Annotated in this window: 20 protein-coding genes and 2 pseudogenes; 13 read left to right on the plus strand and 9 right to left on the minus strand. The window is 67.8% G+C overall.

The window, feature by feature from the left end:
* Positions 1 to 111 precede the first annotated feature (111 nt).
* Positions 112 to 318 (minus strand): CPBP family intramembrane glutamic endopeptidase, encoded by a 207-nt coding sequence (locus AB0B45_RS24615; RefSeq protein ID WP_358134473.1) that lies wholly within the window; start codon positions 316 to 318, stop codon positions 112 to 114.
* On the minus strand, positions 302 to 898 hold the full coding sequence (locus AB0B45_RS24620; RefSeq protein ID WP_358134475.1) for an XRE family transcriptional regulator: 597 nt from the start codon (positions 896 to 898) through the stop codon (positions 302 to 304). The genes AB0B45_RS24615 and AB0B45_RS24620 overlap by 17 nt, the downstream gene beginning before the upstream one ends.
* Positions 899 to 1,076: 178 nt before the next feature.
* On the opposite strand from AB0B45_RS24620, the gene AB0B45_RS24625 reads away from it, so the two are divergent.
* The 7 genes from AB0B45_RS24625 to AB0B45_RS24655 all read left to right on the plus strand — a co-directional run bounded on the left by AB0B45_RS24625 (position 1,077) and on the right by AB0B45_RS24655 (position 7,186).
* On the plus strand, positions 1,077 to 1,709 hold the full coding sequence (locus tag AB0B45_RS24625; protein WP_358134477.1) for a class I SAM-dependent methyltransferase: 633 nt from the start codon (positions 1,077 to 1,079) through the stop codon (positions 1,707 to 1,709).
* A gap of 71 nt (positions 1,710 to 1,780) precedes the next feature.
* Entirely contained in the window at positions 1,781 to 3,373 is a 1,593-nt protein-coding gene (locus AB0B45_RS24630; protein WP_358134480.1) for an MFS transporter, read from the plus strand.
* A gap of 56 nt (positions 3,374 to 3,429) precedes the next feature.
* Positions 3,430 to 3,525 carry a helix-turn-helix domain-containing protein gene (locus AB0B45_RS24635; protein WP_358134536.1) on the plus strand — a complete coding sequence of 32 codons (96 nt, stop codon included), beginning with the start codon at positions 3,430 to 3,432 and terminating at the stop codon, positions 3,523 to 3,525.
* A gap of 262 nt (positions 3,526 to 3,787) precedes the next feature.
* Positions 3,788 to 4,141 (plus strand): metalloregulator ArsR/SmtB family transcription factor, encoded by a 354-nt coding sequence (locus AB0B45_RS24640; protein ID WP_358134483.1) that lies wholly within the window; start codon positions 3,788 to 3,790, stop codon positions 4,139 to 4,141.
* Complete coding sequence (locus AB0B45_RS24645; protein ID WP_358134486.1) at positions 4,138 to 4,644, plus strand: SRPBCC family protein; 507 nt, start codon at positions 4,138 to 4,140, stop codon at positions 4,642 to 4,644. The genes AB0B45_RS24640 and AB0B45_RS24645 overlap by 4 nt, the downstream gene beginning before the upstream one ends.
* Positions 4,641 to 5,207, plus strand: a complete 567-nt coding sequence (locus AB0B45_RS24650; protein ID WP_358134488.1) for a TIGR03086 family metal-binding protein — start codon at positions 4,641 to 4,643, stop codon at positions 5,205 to 5,207. Before AB0B45_RS24645 ends, AB0B45_RS24650 begins: the two co-directional genes overlap by 4 nt.
* A gap of 398 nt (positions 5,208 to 5,605) precedes the next feature.
* Entirely contained in the window at positions 5,606 to 7,186 is a 1,581-nt protein-coding gene (locus AB0B45_RS24655) for an MFS transporter (RefSeq protein WP_358134490.1), read from the plus strand.
* A gap of 47 nt (positions 7,187 to 7,233) precedes the next feature.
* Here the strand turns inward: AB0B45_RS24655 and AB0B45_RS24660 are convergent.
* The 3 genes and pseudogenes from AB0B45_RS24660 to AB0B45_RS24670 form a co-directional block, all read right to left on the minus strand.
* Positions 7,234 to 7,750, minus strand: a pseudogene (locus AB0B45_RS24660) (F0F1 ATP synthase subunit B).
* Positions 7,751 to 9,679: 1,929 nt separating this feature from the next.
* Positions 9,680 to 10,378, minus strand: coding sequence for a hypothetical protein (locus tag AB0B45_RS24665; protein WP_358134493.1), 699 nt, complete (start codon positions 10,376 to 10,378; stop codon positions 9,680 to 9,682).
* 9 nt (positions 10,379 to 10,387) lie between these two features.
* On the minus strand, positions 10,388 to 10,573 hold the full coding sequence (locus tag AB0B45_RS24670) for a hypothetical protein (protein ID WP_358134496.1): 186 nt from the start codon (positions 10,571 to 10,573) through the stop codon (positions 10,388 to 10,390).
* Between the two features lie 86 nt (positions 10,574 to 10,659).
* On the opposite strand from AB0B45_RS24670, the pseudogene AB0B45_RS24675 reads away from it, so the two are divergent.
* A pseudogene (locus AB0B45_RS24675) lies at positions 10,660 to 10,857 on the plus strand (hypothetical protein); the annotation flags it as partial.
* Positions 10,858 to 10,859: 2 nt separating this feature from the next.
* Here the strand turns inward: AB0B45_RS24675 and AB0B45_RS24680 are convergent.
* Complete coding sequence (locus tag AB0B45_RS24680; protein WP_358134498.1) at positions 10,860 to 11,258, minus strand: DUF6461 domain-containing protein; 399 nt, start codon at positions 11,256 to 11,258, stop codon at positions 10,860 to 10,862.
* A gap of 137 nt (positions 11,259 to 11,395) precedes the next feature.
* Positions 11,396 to 11,749 (minus strand): helix-turn-helix domain-containing protein, encoded by a 354-nt coding sequence (locus AB0B45_RS24685; protein ID WP_358134500.1) that lies wholly within the window; start codon positions 11,747 to 11,749, stop codon positions 11,396 to 11,398.
* A 158-nt stretch (positions 11,750 to 11,907) separates the two neighbouring features.
* On the opposite strand from AB0B45_RS24685, the gene AB0B45_RS24690 reads away from it, so the two are divergent.
* Positions 11,908 to 12,798, plus strand: a complete 891-nt coding sequence (locus tag AB0B45_RS24690; protein ID WP_358134502.1) for an NAD(P)-binding domain-containing protein — start codon at positions 11,908 to 11,910, stop codon at positions 12,796 to 12,798.
* Positions 12,799 to 12,869: 71 nt separating this feature from the next.
* Here AB0B45_RS24690 and AB0B45_RS24695 read toward each other — a convergent pair whose 3' ends face one another.
* Entirely contained in the window at positions 12,870 to 13,487 is a 618-nt protein-coding gene (locus tag AB0B45_RS24695) for a TetR/AcrR family transcriptional regulator (RefSeq protein WP_358134538.1), read from the minus strand.
* 70 nt (positions 13,488 to 13,557) lie between these two features.
* Between AB0B45_RS24695 and AB0B45_RS24700 the strand changes: the two genes are divergently transcribed.
* The 3 genes from AB0B45_RS24700 (at position 13,558) to AB0B45_RS24710 (ending at position 14,959) form a co-directional block, all read left to right on the plus strand.
* Positions 13,558 to 13,887, plus strand: coding sequence for a hypothetical protein (locus tag AB0B45_RS24700; protein WP_358134504.1), 330 nt, complete (start codon positions 13,558 to 13,560; stop codon positions 13,885 to 13,887).
* A 53-nt stretch (positions 13,888 to 13,940) separates the two neighbouring features.
* Positions 13,941 to 14,300, plus strand: coding sequence for a hypothetical protein (locus AB0B45_RS24705; protein WP_358134507.1), 360 nt, complete (start codon positions 13,941 to 13,943; stop codon positions 14,298 to 14,300).
* 368 nt (positions 14,301 to 14,668) lie between these two features.
* Positions 14,669 to 14,959, plus strand: a complete 291-nt coding sequence (locus AB0B45_RS24710; protein WP_358134510.1) for a hypothetical protein — start codon at positions 14,669 to 14,671, stop codon at positions 14,957 to 14,959.
* 74 nt (positions 14,960 to 15,033) lie between these two features.
* Here the strand turns inward: AB0B45_RS24710 and AB0B45_RS24715 are convergent, their stop codons facing one another.
* A complete protein-coding gene (locus AB0B45_RS24715; protein ID WP_358134513.1) occupies positions 15,034 to 15,726 on the minus strand; it encodes a TetR/AcrR family transcriptional regulator C-terminal domain-containing protein in 693 nt (230 codons plus the stop codon).
* Positions 15,727 to 15,779: 53 nt separating this feature from the next.
* Between AB0B45_RS24715 and AB0B45_RS24720 the strand changes: the two genes are divergently transcribed.
* On the plus strand, positions 15,780 to 16,964 hold the full coding sequence (locus tag AB0B45_RS24720; protein WP_358134516.1) for an NAD(P)/FAD-dependent oxidoreductase: 1,185 nt from the start codon (positions 15,780 to 15,782) through the stop codon (positions 16,962 to 16,964).
* Positions 16,965 to 17,666 lie beyond the last annotated feature (702 nt).

Genomic DNA, 17,666 nt, shown 5'->3' on the forward strand with positions numbered 1-17,666 from the left:
TGGGCCGTCTCCACGCCGTGCCCGCCGGTCGGCTAAACCCCGAGCGCCTTACTGCCTCAGCTCTCATCAGCCACCTTTGCACAAGTCATAGCTGGACCTCCATCATGCGCTTTATTGGTCTCGTCGCAACCGTTCCGGAACTAACGAACCGGGTCCGCCGGTCCGCCAGGTGATGACGGCGAGACTGGCACCGAAGGTCACGTAGTACAGGTTGAGCCACCGATCGGTCGCAGCGTGGATCATGGCGAACGAGACCGCAGAGACAACGATGCCGATCACAAGCCGCATACCCTGAGCTTTCTTACTCGGCCGGGCCATGCCTCGGTGCTGCACGGACGTGCGCGCGTTCGCCTTGTTTCCCGATGAGACTCAGGTACTCGACGGGCCCAGCGCTGGTGGCCCCGAACCAGTGCGGGGTGCGCGTGTCGAACTCCGCAGCCTCCCCGGGCTTGAGGATGAGGTCGTGTTCCCCGAGTACAAGGCGGAGCGTTCCGTTGAGGACATAGACCCAGTCGTAGCCCTCGTGGGTGCGCAGGTCGGGTTCGGCGTCGTCGTTTCCGGTCGGGAGGACGAACTTGTAGGCCTGGATTCCTCCGGGCCTACGGGTCAGCGGCAGGATGACCGAGCCGTCGCTGCAGGGGATGGGACGCAGATTGATGCGGGGGTCACCGGTCGGCGGCGCATCGACGAGCTCGTCGAGTGTGACCCCGTAGGCGCGAGCAAGTGGAAGCAGCTGCTCGAGCGTGGGACGTCGCAGGCCCGCCTCGAGCCGGGACAAGGTGCTGGTGGAGATGCCGGTCTCCTCCGCGAGGTCGGCGAGCGTGACGTCGCGATGCAGCCGAAGGCGTTTCAACCTCGGTCCGACAGCGTCCAGAGTGCGGTCAATGGCTTCATCCACCCCTCCATTTTGCCATTCGGCAACAACGTTTGCACATCCGCCTTCTCTGTCAGCACCATGAAGAACGAACCCAGGAACGCACCCGCAGAGGGGGTGCACGATCTGCCGGCGCGGGTGAGCCCGGCGGAGCTGTTGGCACGTGGCCGCGACGAGATCATCGCGAACGAGGGGACGACCTGTGACGCACGGATTCGACAAGGACTTCTGGGAACGGCACTGGCAACAGGGGCGAGCTGGGGGCCCCGGATCTATGGGCGGCAACCCGCCGAACCCGTACCTCGCTCGTGAGACCAGCGGCCTGACACCGAGCACGGCACTGGATGCGGGGTGCGGCGCCGGTGCCGAGGCGATCTGGCTTGCCTCCCACGGCTGGCACGTCACCGCAGTCGACATCTCGTCCGAGGCCCTTGCTCGCGCTGCCGAGCGCGCGGCGACGAGCGGGGCCCCCGAGCGCTTGCGGTGGGTTGAGGCGGATCTGAGCGCCTGGAGCCCGGGCGCGCAGTTCGACCTGGTCATGACCCACTACGCCCACCCAGCGATGCCCCAGCTGGAGTTCTACGACCGCATCGCCGGATGGGTGGCTCCCGGCGGGACGCTGCTCATCGTGGGGCACCTGCACACCCCGGGCTCTACCGGCCAGGGGCACCCCCCTGCCGAAGCGTCGGCCACCTCTGCTGCCATCACCGCGCGCATGGACGGCATGGAGTGGGAGATCGTCACCGGCGAAGAGCATCTCCGCACGCTCACCGGCCACGGGGGCCGAGCGGTCCCCCTCCACGATGTCGTCGTGCGCGCCACCCGACGCCGGTAATCACACCATCCGACAGCGCCAGGGCCCGCTGCTCCGGCGCCGATTCTCTCTGCCTTCTTGAAAGGAATCCCATGAGTACGAACCGGTCCTCAGACCCCGGAGCCCCCGACCTGACCATCCAAGACCCACGACAACGGCGTACGATCTTGGTCGGGGTCTGCATCGCGCTCATGGCGGTCATCGCTTCGGTGTCCGGGCTGAACGTCGCCCAGCCGGAACTCACCGTCGCGTTCGACGCCTCGCAAACCGAGGTCTTGTGGTTCATCAACATCTACACCATCAGTCTGGCCGCATTGCTCCTGCCGCTCGGCGCGATGGGCGACCGGTGGGGCCGCAGGCCGGTCCTGGTCGCAGGCCTGCTCGTCTTCGGGATAGCGAGTGCGGCGGCCGGCCTTGCCACGTCGTCCGAGATCATGCTCGCTGCGCGTTTCCTGAGCGGCGTAGGCGCAGCGATGATCATGCCGGTCACCCTCGCCGTCATCACCTCGACCTTTCCGGACGAGCAGCGCTCCAAGGCGATCGGCGTGTGGACCGGCGTCGCCGGCGGTGGAGGCATCTTGGGGATGTACCTGTCGGCCGTCCTGGTCGACCTGGCGAGCTGGCGGTGGCTTTTCGTCCTGCCGGTCGTGCTCGTCGTCGTCGCCATCGTCATGACGCTGCGATCCATCCCGAACTCGCGCGAGGCGTCAGGGCACGGGTTCGACGCCGTCGGTTCGCTGTCGTCCGTGGTCGCGGTGGTCGGGCTCGTCTTCTTCCTCCATGAGGGCCCCGTACGAGGCTGGACCGCGCCCGCGACGCTCCTGAGCCTCCTCGTCGGTGTCATCGCCGCTGCCGGGTTCCTGGCATGGGAGCTGCACCGGCAGGCTCCACTCCTCGACGTCCGCCTGTTCCGCGAGCGAGGTCTCGCGAGCGGTTCCGTGTCGCTCTTGACGGTCTTCGGCGTGCAGGCAGGGATCTTCGTGGTCCTCTTCCCGTACTTCCAGGCGGTGCTCGGCTGGTCCGGCCTTCTCTCCACCCTGGCGCTCATGCCGATGGCGCTGCTGATGATGTTCGCCTCCGGTCTCGCCCCGCGGGTAGCCGCGCGCATCGGCAGCCGCTCGACGATGGCCTCAGGGATCTTCCTGGGGGGCGCGGGGCTGATCCTCATGGCCACCTTCGTCTCCGTCGACGGCGGCTACCTTTCGATCCTCCCCGGCATGCTCGCCATGGGACTCGGTATGGGTTTGACGATGACGCCCTCCACCGAGGCCATCACCACCGCCTTGCCGCGTGAGCGTCAAGGTGTCGCGTCCGCGCTCAACGACGTCACCCGGGAGTTCGGCACCGCGCTCGGTGTCGCGCTGCTCGGAGCGGTCCTGGCCGCCGGCTATCGCGGCGCCATCGCCTCCCGGCTCGGCGGAGTGCCGGACGCCGCCGCCGACACCGCCCGCGAGGGCGTCGCCAACGCCCTCGCGGCCGCCGACGGGGTCGGCATCCAGGCGCAGGCGCTGATCCGAGCCGCCCAAGAGTCCTTCGTCGACGGCTGGCAGCAGGCCATGTGGGCAGGCGCAGTAGTCATGGCGGTCCTGTTCGTCTACGTTCTCGCGCGAGGTCCGCAGCAACGGCCGCAGGGTTCCGGTAGCAACAGCCGTGAATCCAACGATGCGGTCGCCGACCTGCGCTGACTCGCCGAGGGGAGCGAACGCCAGCCGTTGGGACGAGCTCCATCCAAGCCAAGGCCATCCGTTTCAGCACCCTCACCGGCATCTGCCGCGTCTTGGGCTGCCAACCCGGCGACTTCATCACCGTCGACCCGCCAGGTGAAGCACGTTCCTGACGCCCCGCGCGCCGGCCTGTACTTCTGCTCCTAATCGTCGTCGAGAGGGGCTTTGAGAAACGAGAGCAGCGAGGGCTCGTCGTGCCGGGATGAGGGAACGGCCCGACGGTGGGACCGGGTCGCGCGGGTCAGCGACCGCTTGTACGGGCGGTCATCACCCTTGACAGCGAGCAACGTGGGCCCATATATTTCCAAACAGTTATATAACCAAGGAGTGATCAAACTGAGTGCCAATGAGACTGTCGCGCCCGCTCGCCTGGACGTGACGTTCGCCGCGCTCGCTGACCCGACACGCCGCGCGATCCTCGCCCGGCTGGCCGGGGGCGAGGCCTCGGTGATGGAGCTGGCCGAGCCTTTCGCGATGACCCAGCCCGCCATCTCCAAGCACCTCAAAGTGCTGGAGCGGGCAGGTTTGGTGTCACGCGGTCGCGACGCGCAACGACGTCCCTGCCGCCTCGAGGCCCGGCCACTCCGCGACGCCACCGAGTGGCTTGAGGGGTACCGGCGCTTCTGGAGCGAGAGCTTCGAGCGTCTCGACGGCCTGATCGACGAGCTGAAGTCCATGGAGGAGAGAGACATGACCGCAAGCGATGAGGAACCAGGAGATCGCCCGTGAATCACAGCAGCGGCACGCTGATGGTGACCACCCCCACCGAGCGCGAGATCGTGCTGACCCGGGTGTTCGACGCGCCGCGCCGCCTCGTCTTCGACGCGTGGACCAAGCCGGAGCTGCTGCGCCGCTGGTTCGGCCCCCACGGCTACGAGCTGGTGGTGTGCGAGGTCGACCTGCGCGTGGGCGGGACCTGGCGCTACGTGTTGCGCCGCCCCGACGGCACCGAGATGCATCTGCACGGCGTCTACCGCGAGATCGTCGCCCCCGAGCGTCTGGTCCGCACCGAGGCCAACGACCACTGCGATGCGGAAGCGGGCCGGGAATCACTGGCGACCATCATCCTGGTCGAGCGTGACAACAAGACCACGCTGACGAGCACCATGCGCTACCCCTCGAGGCAGATCCGCGACGCCGTGATCAACTCCGGCGCGGAACGCGGCATTGCCGAGAGCTACGATCGGCTCACCGAGCTGCTTGCCGCGATGGCGCGGACGGTGGCGCCATGAACACGATCGCCGGCCGCTACCGGACCCGCGCCGACGCCTTCGAACGCAAGGTCGCCGGCGTGCGGCCCGACCAGTGGTCCAACCAGTCCCCGTGCGAGGAGTGGAGCGCCCGAGACGTGGTGCGCCACGTCATCGACATGCACGGCGTGATGCTGCGTCCCCTCGGCCGCGGGCTCAGCCCGGCGCCGACGGTGGAGGACGACCCGCTGGTCGCCTTCAGATCCGCCCGCGCCGACGTCGAGGCCGTGCTCGACGATCCCGAGCTCGCCAGGACCGAGGACGACACCCCCGTCGGCCGCCTGACGGTCGAGCAGCACATCGACCAGGTCATCAGCGCCGACCTCGTCATCCACGGGTGGGACCTCGCCCGGGCCGTCGGGCAGGACGACAGGATCGACCCGGCTGAGATCGATCGGGTCTGGAAGGTTTGGCACGGGGTGTTCATGGCGCTCGGGGAGGAGACATTGCGGGCGCACGGCGTGTGCGGCCCGGAGGTGAAGGTCTCCGAGGACGCTCCGGCTCAGGACCGGTTGCTTGGTCTTCTCGGACGCGACCCCAGCTGAACCCACTGGTCGGACACCGCGAGCGCACTGGCCACACCGAGGCGCCCTGCCGATTCGCGGGCACGCGAGCCGTTCGCCGGTGGTGACGATCGTGATTCCGCCGCTGCCAACCCGCCGCCGCCCCGCGCCACCGCCGGCCCGTCGGCTCCGTCGCTCCGCGCCCGGTCGCCGGCGCGCAGATCATCGTGTACGTGCTCGTGGACGCCGGCACGCATACGCCCCTCGCGAGCATCGCCGGCGGCCGATGAATGCAACCAGCCCCGGTGGACGCCCATGTGACGAGACGAGTCGCCCCATGGCGGCGCAGCACTGAGCTGCGCCGTACGGGTCGCAGCTCAGTGCTGCGCCGCCGCGACAGTACGACCCGACAGCGCTGCCACAGTGAGAGGACCAAGAGATTGACTACAGTCGACATTTCCCCCAAGGCCGGGCCACGGCAGTGGTTCGGGCTGGCAGTACTGTGCCTGCCCACCATGCTGGCGGCCGTGGACATCAATGTGATGTTCCTGGCGCTGCCGCAGGTGACCGCGGACCTCGGGGCCAACAGTATCGAGCAGCTGTGGATCACGGATATCTACGGCTTCATGGTCAGTGGGTTCCTGATCACGATGGGCATGCTGGGCGACCTCATCGGCCGGCGGCGATTATTGCTGTTGGGCGCGACGGCGTTCATCGTCGCGTCGTTACTGGCCGCCTACTCGACCTCCACCACGATGCTGCTCGGTTCCCGCGCTCTGCTGGGGATCGCCGGCGCCGCGGTGACGCCCTCGGTCCTGGCGCTGATCCGCACCATGTTCAGGGACCCCAGGCAGATGGTGGCCGCCATGGGCATGTGGGGAACGTCCCTGATGGCGGGCATCGTGCTCGGCCCGGTGGTCGGCGGATTGCTGCTGGGAGCCTTCGGGTGGGGTTCGATCTTCCTCATGGGCGTACCGATCATGGCGATGCTGCTGCTCGCGGGCCCGTTCCTGGTGCCCGAGTCCCGTAATCCGAGCGCGGGCCGGCTGGACGCGATCAGTGTGGTGCTGTCCCTGGCGACCATCCTGCCGATCATCTACGGACTCAAGGAAGCGGCCAGGACCGGCTGGGACGTGCCGCCGATCGCCGCGATCGTCGCCGGCCTGGTCCTCATGCTGGTGTTCGTACAGCGCCAGCGGAAGCTGAGCAGTCCATTGCTGGACCTGAGCCTGTTCAACAGCCGTGCGTTGGCCACCGCGGCGCTACTCGCCCTATGCGCCCCTCTCTTCTCGGGTGGGACCACCCTGATGGCCACCCTGTTCTTGCAGATGGTCCAAGGGCTCATGCCGTTCCGGGTCGCGTTGTGGATGCTGGCCCCGGCCATTGCGATGATCGTCGTGGGCAACCTGGCCGCCGCGACCGCGCGTAAGGTCCGCCCCGCCTACGTGCTCGCCGCCGGGGCAGTGCTCGCGGCGATCGGCATGCTGGTGATCACGCAGGTAACGAACAGCCCCACCGGCCTGGCGACCCTGCTCACCGGGCTCACCATTGCCTTCGTCGGCGGTGGCGCCGTCGGCATTCTGAGCGCCACCCTGATCATGTCGTCCGCGCCGCCGGAGAAGGCCGGGTCGGCCGGGTCGTTGTCCGGCACTCTCGGCGAGCTCGGTACGGCGCTCGGGGTGGCGATCCTGGGGCTCATCGGTACCGTCGTCTACCGCGCCGAGGTGACGGTCCCCGCCGGGGTCCCAGCCGGCGCGGCCGGCGCGGCCCGCGAGAGCATCGCCAGCGCGGTTCCGGCCGCCCGGCAGGTCTCCGGCCAGGCCGGGGCTGACCTGCTGACCTCGGTCAGGGATGCGTTCACCAGCGGGCTCAACGTGGTCGCGCTCATCGCGGCCGTGCTGTTCCTGGGCCTGGCCATCCTCGCAATCGTCGGACTCCGGCACGTCCGGGCCGTCAGCGCGTCGCCCGCCGCCAGCGCGCTTCCCACGCAGGAACCGGGGACCGTCCCGGCCGTTGATTGACCCGCCGACCGGGCAGGCCAGCGGGCCATCGCCGTCGGCCCGTTACCTCACGAAACCGTTCGGTTCTCCAGCTCGTCCAGGAATCGCGCGACGATGCCGGTTTGCCGTACGTCCTCCTCCAGTGACTCCCCAATGATGCGGCCCGCCAGGTCGGTCGACAGACGGCCGATCTCCGTGCGGATTTGGGCGAACGCCGCCTGTCTGTCGGCCTCGATCTGGGCGTGCGCCGTCGCGATGAGGTGGCGAGCCGCGGCCTGCGCCTGCGCGCGCAACTCAGCCCTGATCTGTGCGCCCTGCTCACGGGCCTCCTCCCGCAGCCGCGCCGCGTCGCGCCGGGCTTCTTCCAGTTGCTCGTGGTCGCTCCAGATTCCGGGCCTTGGCTTGGGCCTCCTCTGCCCTCATGATGCCGCCCTCAATCGCGTCGACCCGCTCGGCTAGCGTCTTCTGCAAGCGCGGTATGAGCAGTTTGCCGACGACGAACAGGGTGACGAGGAAAGTGACGAGTCCGACAGCGAGCTCGTAGTAGTTGTCCGGGCGGAGGGTCACGAAAGGACCTTTCGTCAGAGGACGAAATGCAACGCGGGAAACGAACAGCACATCCCGGTGAAAGTTTAATCGAAGAGACATCGAGCGAAGAGGTTAGCCTGGCGCCGCTCGATATTTGGCAGTAATGCGTCGGAAGTTGGTTTGAAGCGAGCGAGCGGTGAGCTAGGCGAACACACGTCCTGCTCGGCTGTATGACAGGTAATGCGAATTCCCTGGTGAGGGACTCCTCACCATCGCGCTACCTCGCATTTGGTAATCGTAGAGTTACGGCCAGTTGCATCGGTGATCTCGAGGGGGCGGCCGCCGCCCCGCCTGCAGGTCAGCGAACGGCCCTGGAAGCCCAGAGCGAAGCGAAGCTGAGGTGGGCGGGTGTATCTGGCCCCGCGTGAAGAAGAACGTCCAATTTGCGTGGCCGCGGACGTCGTTCGCGCAAGGAGCGGGGAGTTGAGCTCAACTACCTGGCAGCCGCGATCCGGACCGCCTACCTTCTCGAAGGCGCGCGCGCCGGCGCGCCGGATGTCCTTCTGACATCAAGGCGAGGCCCGATCGCCAACCCGACTCGCGGTACACAGGCGAAGTGCGTCGACGATCAGGAACAGAAGGGAACCGATCATGAGACAGAACATTCCGGCCCTGCATACAAATGGCGCCGGCCAGCGGACTGAAGGGCATACGCTCGAATCTCGCGAGCGCTGGGGAATGGGCGTTTCTGGCATCTATGTAGACTCGGTCTGAACCGACGCCGCCGAAAGCCAAACACGCTGTGCTACAACACCCCTGCTGACCTACCAGCACTGGCGCGTCGAAGAAGTAGAGCTACCAGGCGAAGCCGTCCCCACCAGGAGGTTGGGAATATACGAGACGGGCGGCGGCCGCGACCCGCTCACGTGGCGGGCGGTTATGTAGGCCTCCACGCGCGTCGTGTACCAGCGCAGCACCGTGGTCTGGGACCGGTCTTGGTCCACGAGATCACCGCGGCAGTGCTCGCCGCCCACGACACCGTCATCACCTGAACAGAGCCGAACCTGCACCGGCAGACGTGGGAAGACACCCGCCTTCGGGAGGAGATCGAGCGCCGCATGCGGGAGCGGCCGCTCGGCAAGTGGGTCGAGGAGGGACCGGTGGCGCTCCCGAAGGCGGAGTACCGCTACTTCACCGAGCCTCCCTGGGGTCCAGCCCACGTAAGGCCAAAACCCACATTCAGTGGATCATGAACCGGTCTTTCCCCTGGTCGCGGCCAGGCAAAGTCTGCTGAGAATTGGCAGCACCTACCTGATAAGGACTGTTGTCCGGTAGGTGCGCCCGACGCGGTGGCCGGTCCCGGTGAGCGTGACGCCGGCCTGGTTGTCCCGGTTGTTGGCCCAGATCAGTCTCGCGGGCTGGGGCACAGGCTCTCCAAAAGGTAGTCGAGAAGGCGCCGGGCGCGTCGCGTCCCGGGACGCCCATCCTCACGCGACACCACCCGCGCAGGAACTCCCCGTTGTGCCACCCGTGACGGGGTCGAGCCCAGGTAAGCCGATACGGATGCCTGGCGCCGGACGCTCAGCCCCGAGCAGTAACAAGCACGCAGGAAGCTACTGACGGGTTACTTGTCGACTGGGGGTCGGCCCACATACGCCCAGAACCCACACTCGCGATCTTGGTGTGGGCCAACGGGGGGCGACCAAGTAAATCGGAAAGGGGCAGGCCGCAGGTCAGAGCCCCGGCAGATTTCTCGACGGTCCAGCCGGACGTCCGGCGCCGCTGGGCACCCGGACCGACCGATACCGCACAGTGCACAACACAAACTCTGTCCGGTCACCCAGCGGCATCATCCCAGGTCAACGCCTCCACACTGGTTCTCTCGCTGATTCGGTCTCGTGGACCGTTCGGCAGCAGAGCGCCGAAACCCGCCCTCTCCGAACGGCGCAACGGGCCGCGTCGCACCGGCCGTTGCCCCTTTCCGGCTTACTTCGTCTGCCTCCTTGTCCAGGGCGGCGCGGTGTGTTCCTGATGGGCGATCGCCTCGGCAGCTCGGGCCCGGAGCTCCGGTGGGAACTGGTCCAACGCCTTCGAGCGCGGCCAGAGCCAGGCGACCAGTTCCTTGCTGTGGAACAGGATGCCGGCCGCGTTCCGCTGGAAGTCCTCTTCGTTGAAGGTGTCCGACATGCCCTCGGGGCCCGCTGCCAGCACCTGCTCGACGAAGGTGCGGGTCTCTTCGAGACGTTCGGCGAGCGGCCGCCGGAACTGATCGAGCTCCCTCTTATCCACGCGCGCTTCCTTGCCAACCGCCTCAGCAGCCCGGTCGACCGTGACGAGTGCCGGCCAGAAGAGCGCGGTATCACCCCGTTCCGCGGGTGGCGTGGTCACGATCGCGTGGAGCTGCAGGTAGGCCGTCTGCACGTCGCGGAAGGCCTTCGTGTCCCAGCCGAGAGCCAGCCGGTCGCGTTGCGCCATCCATACGTCGTCCGAGAAGGGGAAGTCGTCTGGCCACTGGCCTAGGGCCACCGCCCCGAGCAGTGCGCTGCGGGCGAGGATGAGCTCTAGCCACACGAGCCGAGCCGCGGCTCGCGCAGCCTTACGCTGCTTCCACAGCTCGGTGGCTATGCCGCCGACGAGTGCGAGGACGGCGCCCAAAACCACGGATATCATTGGCGCCACGTTCATTGCACCAATTTACCGCTTGGCGCCCACCAGCAGGCTGGGCGCGGGGTCGAGCGCGACCGGCACCGTGGGCAGGTGCTCGGTGGTGAGTTCGGTGATCCGCTCGGGGTGGGTGTAGATCTTCGCCGACAACCAGGTGGAGTCCGGGCGCCGCGCGGCCGGCGAACCCGTCCGCGCCGAGTACGCGCCCTCCGCCAAGGGCTCTAACCTCGCTGACCCGCGGATCAGCCCTCAACGCCAACAACCACGGTGGAGTTCTTCTGCCTCAGTGCGGAACGCCGCCCCGTCGCTGGGTCGCCGAGCGCACCCTGGGCTGGTTCATGCTTCATCGCCGTCTGGTCCGCGACTACGAGACCCGGCGAGTCAGCTCCGTAGCCATGATCCAGATCGCGATGATCCTGCAATGGCATCTGACCCAGCCTATTAGCCCTTTCCGGCTTACTTGGTCTGCCCCCCAACGGGTCTGGCGCGGGCTGACATGAAGCTACTTACCAGGCCGCAGCCGATAGCCGGTCACGGTCGTGCTGTCGATCGCGTATTCGAAGCTGCGCTCGGCGGCGTAGTCGTGCCGGGTGACCGCCAGCGCCTCACAGCCCCGCGACAGCTCGGTCACCACCTTGTGGCTCGTGACCATCCAGCCGTAGGGCTCGATGGCCACGCACCACTCGCCGGCCCGGAAGACACCCACATGGCCGCCGCCATCCCCGCCATCCGTCTCCCCGACGAACTCGAATGCCTTGTCGTCGAGTCCGCCGAAGTCCGACTCCTGGCCGGAGTCCTCGCCGCGGCTGAAGCGGAGCACCACCTCCGCCGGGTCGAGCCCGCGAAAGAAGGCCACGCTGAAGATCACACCCAGCGGGCCGCCGCCCTCGCTCTCGGACACGTTGAGCCACTGGAACGGGGCTAAGAGACCCTGATCGTCTCGCCGAGCCGGTAGGCCAGGTGCGCGGCGGTGCCGGCTGCGGCGGCAGGGGTGTGTAGACAGGCGGTGATGAGGCCTGCCGATCCATCCGCGCCAGTTCACCCCGCCTGGTCCCACGCGATGGCCTCGATGCGCTCGATGTGCTCCTCGCCCCACTCCCCAAGCGGCGCCATCGCGGTGTTGAGCGAGTGACCGAACTCGGTGAGCGAGTACTCCACCTTCGGTGGGACCTGGTGATAGACCTCGCGATGCAGCAGCCCGGTGGTCTCCATCTCCCGCAGCTGCAGGATCAACACCCGCTCGCTGATGCCGGGGACCGCGCGCCGCAACTCCCCGAAGCGCAAGGGACCATCCTGGAGCGCGAACAGGATCAGTCCCTTCCACTTGCCTCCCATGACGGCGATGGCAGCGTCGAGACCGCAGGTGAACGTCCGCTTCTTGATCTCCTTCATCGACCTATACTTACATTTCTGTCAGTACCCGGCAAAATTGTAGGTACTTGAAGGGATGTCTGTGCTCCAGCCAGCATGGACCAGGCGCCGCGCTACGACCACGACCGGTCTTCAAGGCAGCGCGCTTACCTCCTTATCTCTGTGGCTGGAGTATGCATATGACTGGGAAGAACGCGACATCGGTGACCGTCATCGGCCTGGGCTCGATGGGCAGGGCACTGGCCGAGGCCTTCATCAAGGCCGGACACCCGACCACCGTCTGGAACAGGACCGCCGCCAAGGCCGCCCCCCTCATCGCCATGGGCGCTGAGCATGCGGAGGCCATCGAGGACGCGGTGGCGGCGAGTCCCCTGGTCATCACCTGCCTGACCACCTTCGACGACACCCGGTCGGCGCTGCGGTCCACCGCCACGTCGCTGCGCGGGCGGGCCCTGGTCACCCTCAACAGCGGGTCCCCGGCCGACGCTCGCGAGACGGCCGCCTGGGCCATCGGTCATGGCGCCCGGTTCCTGGCCGGGGCGGTCAAGAACGTTCCCTCGGCGGTGGGGTTGCCGGACACCCTGCTGTACTACAGCGGCGACAAGACCGTCTTCGAAGAGTTCGAGACGACCCTGAAGGTGCTGGGTGGCGACACCGTCCACCTCGGCGACGAGAGCGACCTCGCCGCCCTGTACGAGATGGCGGTGGGCGCCATGCTGCTGCCCGCACTCGTCGGCTTCTTCCAAGGCGCCGCCGCCGTCCAGGCGCGCGGGCTTGAGGCAGCCTCCATGGTGCGGTTCGCCGGCAAGTGGCTGGACATGATCAAGTCCCTGCTGCCGGTCTATGCCAAGGAGATCGACAGCGGCGACTACACCGACGCCGCCTCCTCGGTGAACCTCTTCCTGGCCGGGGCGGCCCACGACGAGGACCTGGCCAGGGAGACGAACGTCGACACGACCTGGCTCGCCCCGCTGAACGACCTGGTGAGGCGGGCGGCCGAGGCAGGCCACGGCGACCACAGCATCTCAGCTCTCACCGAGGTGCTCAGAATGCCGGCGCGACACTCGTAAGCCTGGCGAGGGCGAGCCGGACGAAGCGTCCGGCAAGGCCGCGCCCGAGGGACCGGCCGGGCCGGTTCGGCTCATCGGTAGGAGTCGATGAGCCGGGCGAGGTGCCTGCCGGCGATCTCCAGTGGCGCCTCGCTCTGGGACACCTGTGCCGACAGCTCCGCGCCCTCCAGCATGTTGATCACGCTGTGGGCGAGATCGTGCGCCACGTCGTCGGCGAAGCCGGCACGGCTGAGCTTGTCGCGGACCAGCGCGCGCCAGTTCTCGTAGACGTTCCCCGCGGCCTGCTGGATCTCGGGCACCCGGCCTGCGCTCTCCAACGCCGTGGTGGTGACGGGACAGCCGTCCAGCCAGCCGGACTCGCGCAGCCCCTTCGCCAGGTCGCGAGTGCAGGCGACGATCGCCGCGGCCGGATCGTCCTCCTGGTCGAACGCCGTGCGCAAGAATTCCGCGAACTCTTGGTCCCCGTGGCGAACCGCCTCGACCGCCAGCTCCCGCTTCCCGCCCGGGAAGAAGTGGTAGACCGAGCCCAGTGTGGCCTGGGCCTCCTGGGAGATCTGCTTGAGGCCCGTCGCCTCGTACCCCTGCCGCTGCATCAGGCGAGAGGTCGTCCGGACGATCCGCTCCCGGGTGCCGATCTCGTGCTGGGTCCGAACCGATGGTCGCGGGTGTCTCCGTGAGCGTTCCCCTATCGGACAGCCTCAGGGCGGCCGCTCGGTGTCGCGTTCATCGACTTCGCCGGCTACTGACACGATGGACCGCATGGCTGCCACCGTCGTCGAGATCCACGTCCCCCTGCAGGAGACGCCAGGTCTGGCCGCAACCGACTATCCGTTCCCCTGGATCGAGCAGATCGAGGACTTCCTCGTCCGGATGGAGGAGGAAGTCCGGGCCGAGGTCTTCGATGACGGCGAGGAGTTCGGGGACGTCTACGTCTTCTTCATCACCGGCGCCGACGAGGCCGCCCTGCTGGCCGTCGCCTCCCGCGTAGCGGCTCTGGAGGGGGTTCCTGCTGGATCCTTCGCCATGGTCAGCGATGATGCGGCCGAGGAGTTTGGCCTCGGACGCCGCGTCGACCTGCCGCTGCCCTGACCGCTGGTCAGATCATCGGAGTTGGGCTCGTAGGTTCGCTGCTTGGCCCCGGCTTGTATGTCGTCGCTGTCTTCGTTCTCGGGCTGGGCCCGATCGTCTTGGTCTTCGCCGTGCTCTTCGCGATGGCCGTGTTGTATGTCGTGGCGCTCATGACACCAGGCGGTTCGCCGATGACGGCGACCACGGGCGGTAGGGCGTTGTGGGCGGGCGCGGTCTTGATTCTGGGGGTGATCGGCTGGGTCGCTGGAGCCTCGGCGCTTGGCAAGCTGGGGCTATCCACGACGGACCAGCTGTGGTGGTCGGTGCTGAGCGCGGTCCCGTTCGCCCTGGCCGCAGCGCTCTGTGCGGGAGGGTGGACCTCGCTCGTCTCACTCCTCTTGACCGCGGCGCTGATCCTGGTGGGCTGTTCCTAGCGGCAGCCAGCTGCCAGTAGCTGGAATGGTGCTCAACCGTCATCCTCCCCGGCGGGCGAGTCCGTGCCGGGGTTCCAGATTCTCGCCATGGGCTTGCTCGAGCGCTGTGCGGCAAGCCGTACGAGATCCATGTGGACAACGCCACCGAGTTCCGCAGAAGACGTCCAGCAGCGCCGACGCCTCCACCACGCCGACCCGATCCAGCAGCGCGAACCGTTACGCGAGGCCGCCCGCCGCGACCGAGATCTCCCGCGGGGTGCTGTGCGCCAGTAACGAGGTCATCGCCGCGCCGCGGAATGAACCGGAAAGGCCCATCCCCTACGGGTGTAGCGTCTCGAACGCGAAGTTGATCAGAGGGGTGCCTGCCATTGGAACTGCAAGACACACGGTTGGACATGTCTCAAAGTGAGCGTGTCAGCAGATACAGCGATGTCGCGAGCGCGTTGGCGTTGCACAGCGACCGGCAGCTCGGCGAGTCACTGGAGCAGGCGCAGATTCTGGGCTCGGGGATCGGTGGTACCTCGGTGCTGTTAGCCATCGATGGCGTATCGGTCTTCGCCAAGCGAATCCCACTGACCGACCTGGAGCGCCGCACGGGCAACGTGATGTCCACCGCGAACCTGTTCGGGGTGCCGTCCGGGGTCAGAGCTTGCCTCTGAACCAGTCGAGCAGGTGGGTGCGCAGTCTGACGGCGTTATGCGGTACCACGGATGTCACCTGGAAATCCTGAGCGTCACGCCGGCGGCCGGGTGAGTTTGGCGGCCACGGCGTCGAGGACCCAGTCCAGCCCGGTCGCGAAGGACGCCTCGGCGTCCACCTCCGTGCCGTCGTACACGGCCTTGGCCAGCGCCGGGAAGCGGCCGGTGGCCAGCATCCTCCTCACATGCGGGCCGGAGGCGCGCTGCCAGTCGCGCTTGGACAGGCCCGTGGCGCGCTCGGCCCGCAGGTTCGCGATCTCGCGCCCGATCGCGCCAGTGAAGTAGGCACTGACAGTCTCCACGGCGCGCATGACGGTGTCGAGGTCGGCGAGGCCGTCGAGGGCGGCCAGCGTGGCCTCAGTCACGGCGAGGGCGTTTGGGCCCAGGGTCGGACGGCCGCCGAGCAGGTCGGCCAGCCATTCGTGACGGAGGGTGGCCTGCCTGGTGCGGTGGGCGCGGATGCGCAACACCTCCCGCCAGTCGCCGGGCTGCTCCTCGGGGAGGATCTCTGCGTGGACCTCGTCCACCATGAGGTCGAACAGCTCTTCCTTGGTGGAGATGTATCCGTACAGCCGCATCGGGCCGGCGTCCAGCCTGGCGGCGACCTTGCGCAACGACACCGCCTCCAGCCCTCCCTCGTCGGCCAGCGCGATGGCGGCGGCAACGATTCGCTCCCGGTCGAGCGGCACGGGGCGAGTCGGCGGCTCCGGCCGGTCCCACACAGTCATGGTTACATCGTACTGTTGCGATACATCGTAGTCATTAAATACGCTGTATCGCCATGAGACATCGTATCGCCGTGATTGGGGGCGGCCCCGCCGGCCTCACCTTCGCCTGCGTCCTGCACCGCCACGGTCACCCCGTCACCATCCTCGAACGTGATCCCGCCCCCGACGCCCGTCCCCCGGGCGGCACGCTCGACCTACACGAAAGGATGGGCCAGCTCGCGCTGAGCAAGGCGGGGCTGCTGGCGAAGTTCCAGGCGCTGTCCCGTCCCGAGGGGCAGGCCATGCGCATCCTGGACGCGGACGGGACCGTCCTCCGCGACTGGCAACCCCGTCCGGGTGACCGGGCCAACCCCGAGATCGACCGGGGGCAACTCCGTGACCTGCTGCTCGGCCCCCTCGACGTTCAGTGGGGGCGGGGCGTGACGGAGGTAGTGCCGGGGACCCGGGATGGCGTGCTGGTCCGTTTCGCGGACGGGCTACAGGAGACGTTCGACCTCGTGATCGGCGCGGACGGCGCCTGGTCCCGGGTTCGCCCGGCAATCTCGTCCGCGACGCCGCACTACACCGGCGTCACCTTGGTCGAGACCTCCCTGGACGACGTCGACACCCGCCACCCCGACCTCGCCCGGCTGATCGGCGACGGTTCCATGGCTGTGTACGGCGTGAACCGCGCCCTCGTCGCCCAGCGCAACAGCGGCGGCCACGTCAAGGTGTACGCCCAGTTCCGCGCGCCGCTGGACTGGCACACGAACCTGGACCGGCACATGGGCCTGAACCGGCGCGCGGGCCTGGACGCAGGCATGGACGCGGGCCTGGACCTGGCCGACGTCGAGGCCGTGCGATCAAGCCTGCTGGCTCTGTTCGACGGCTGGGCCGCTCCCGTCCTCGACCTCCTCCGCCACGGCACCGCTCTCGTCCACCGCCCCCTCTACGTCCTGCCCGTGTCCCACACCTGGGCCCACGTCCACGGGGTGACGCTACTGGGCGACGCCGCCCACCTGATGCCCCCATTGGGGGTCGGCGCGAACCTCGCGATGCTGGAAGGCGCCGAACTCGCCGAGTCCGTCGCCGCAGCCCCCGGCCCTGGCGATCTGGACGAGGCCGTCCGCGCCTTCGAGGAACAGATGTGGGCACGGGCCGGCAGGTGGGCGAAGATCACGACGGCCGGTCTGGAACGCCTCGTGAGCCCGGACCCCACCGAAGCCCTCGCCCTCTTCGACGAAGTTCAGCCATCCTGACTGCCAAGCGCGAGAGCACCAGCACCAGCAGCTCGCCACGGCTTCACGAGACGGGGGTCAGAGTGTGGCGGAACGGAAACGTGCGCTAAGCCCGTTCATCCAGCTCAACGGTGACGGCGAAGTCCTTCACAGGTGAGGCTGTTGACGTACGTTCCCGTTCCATCGCGCGAGCTGGTCGGAGTCACCCGGACGGCGTCCTTCGGCGTTGAGCATGCCCGCCCTGAGGCGCTCAGAATGCCGAAAGTGCGGCGTACTGTGGTCCCCTCCTGTTGGCCAGACGTGGCGCCGCCGATCATGGATCTGCGAGTCAGCGACGAAGTCGTCGCCAAACTGGGTACCCCGACCATCGACACTCTGGAGAACCGGCTCACCGAGGCCGCCCCGTGCCAGACGTGCGACAAGGCGCTTGGGCCCGGCCCGGTATCGGTCATCGGGCAGCAACACGGCGACAGAGCAGTGATCACCGGAGCGCACGAGCGGTGCCGGGATCCGCAGTGGCTGGACACAGAGCTAACCGGCAAGATCGAGCTTCCAGTCTGCCCCCCCTGTGACGGAGCGCTTCAATCGGCGGATGTGCGCTTGAGTTGGCGAGCCCCGCGCGCTGCCAGCGCGCATTCAGGAGACGGCGGGAGACTGTTTCGGTGGCTCGATCTGCCCCATCTTCCCTGGTGGTGGCGATGCTAGACCGTTCATCGGCGTCTC

It is taken from the genome of Nonomuraea sp. NPDC049152 (assembly GCF_040648355.1).
Classification (GTDB): Bacteria; Actinomycetota; Actinomycetes; order Streptosporangiales; family Streptosporangiaceae; genus Nonomuraea.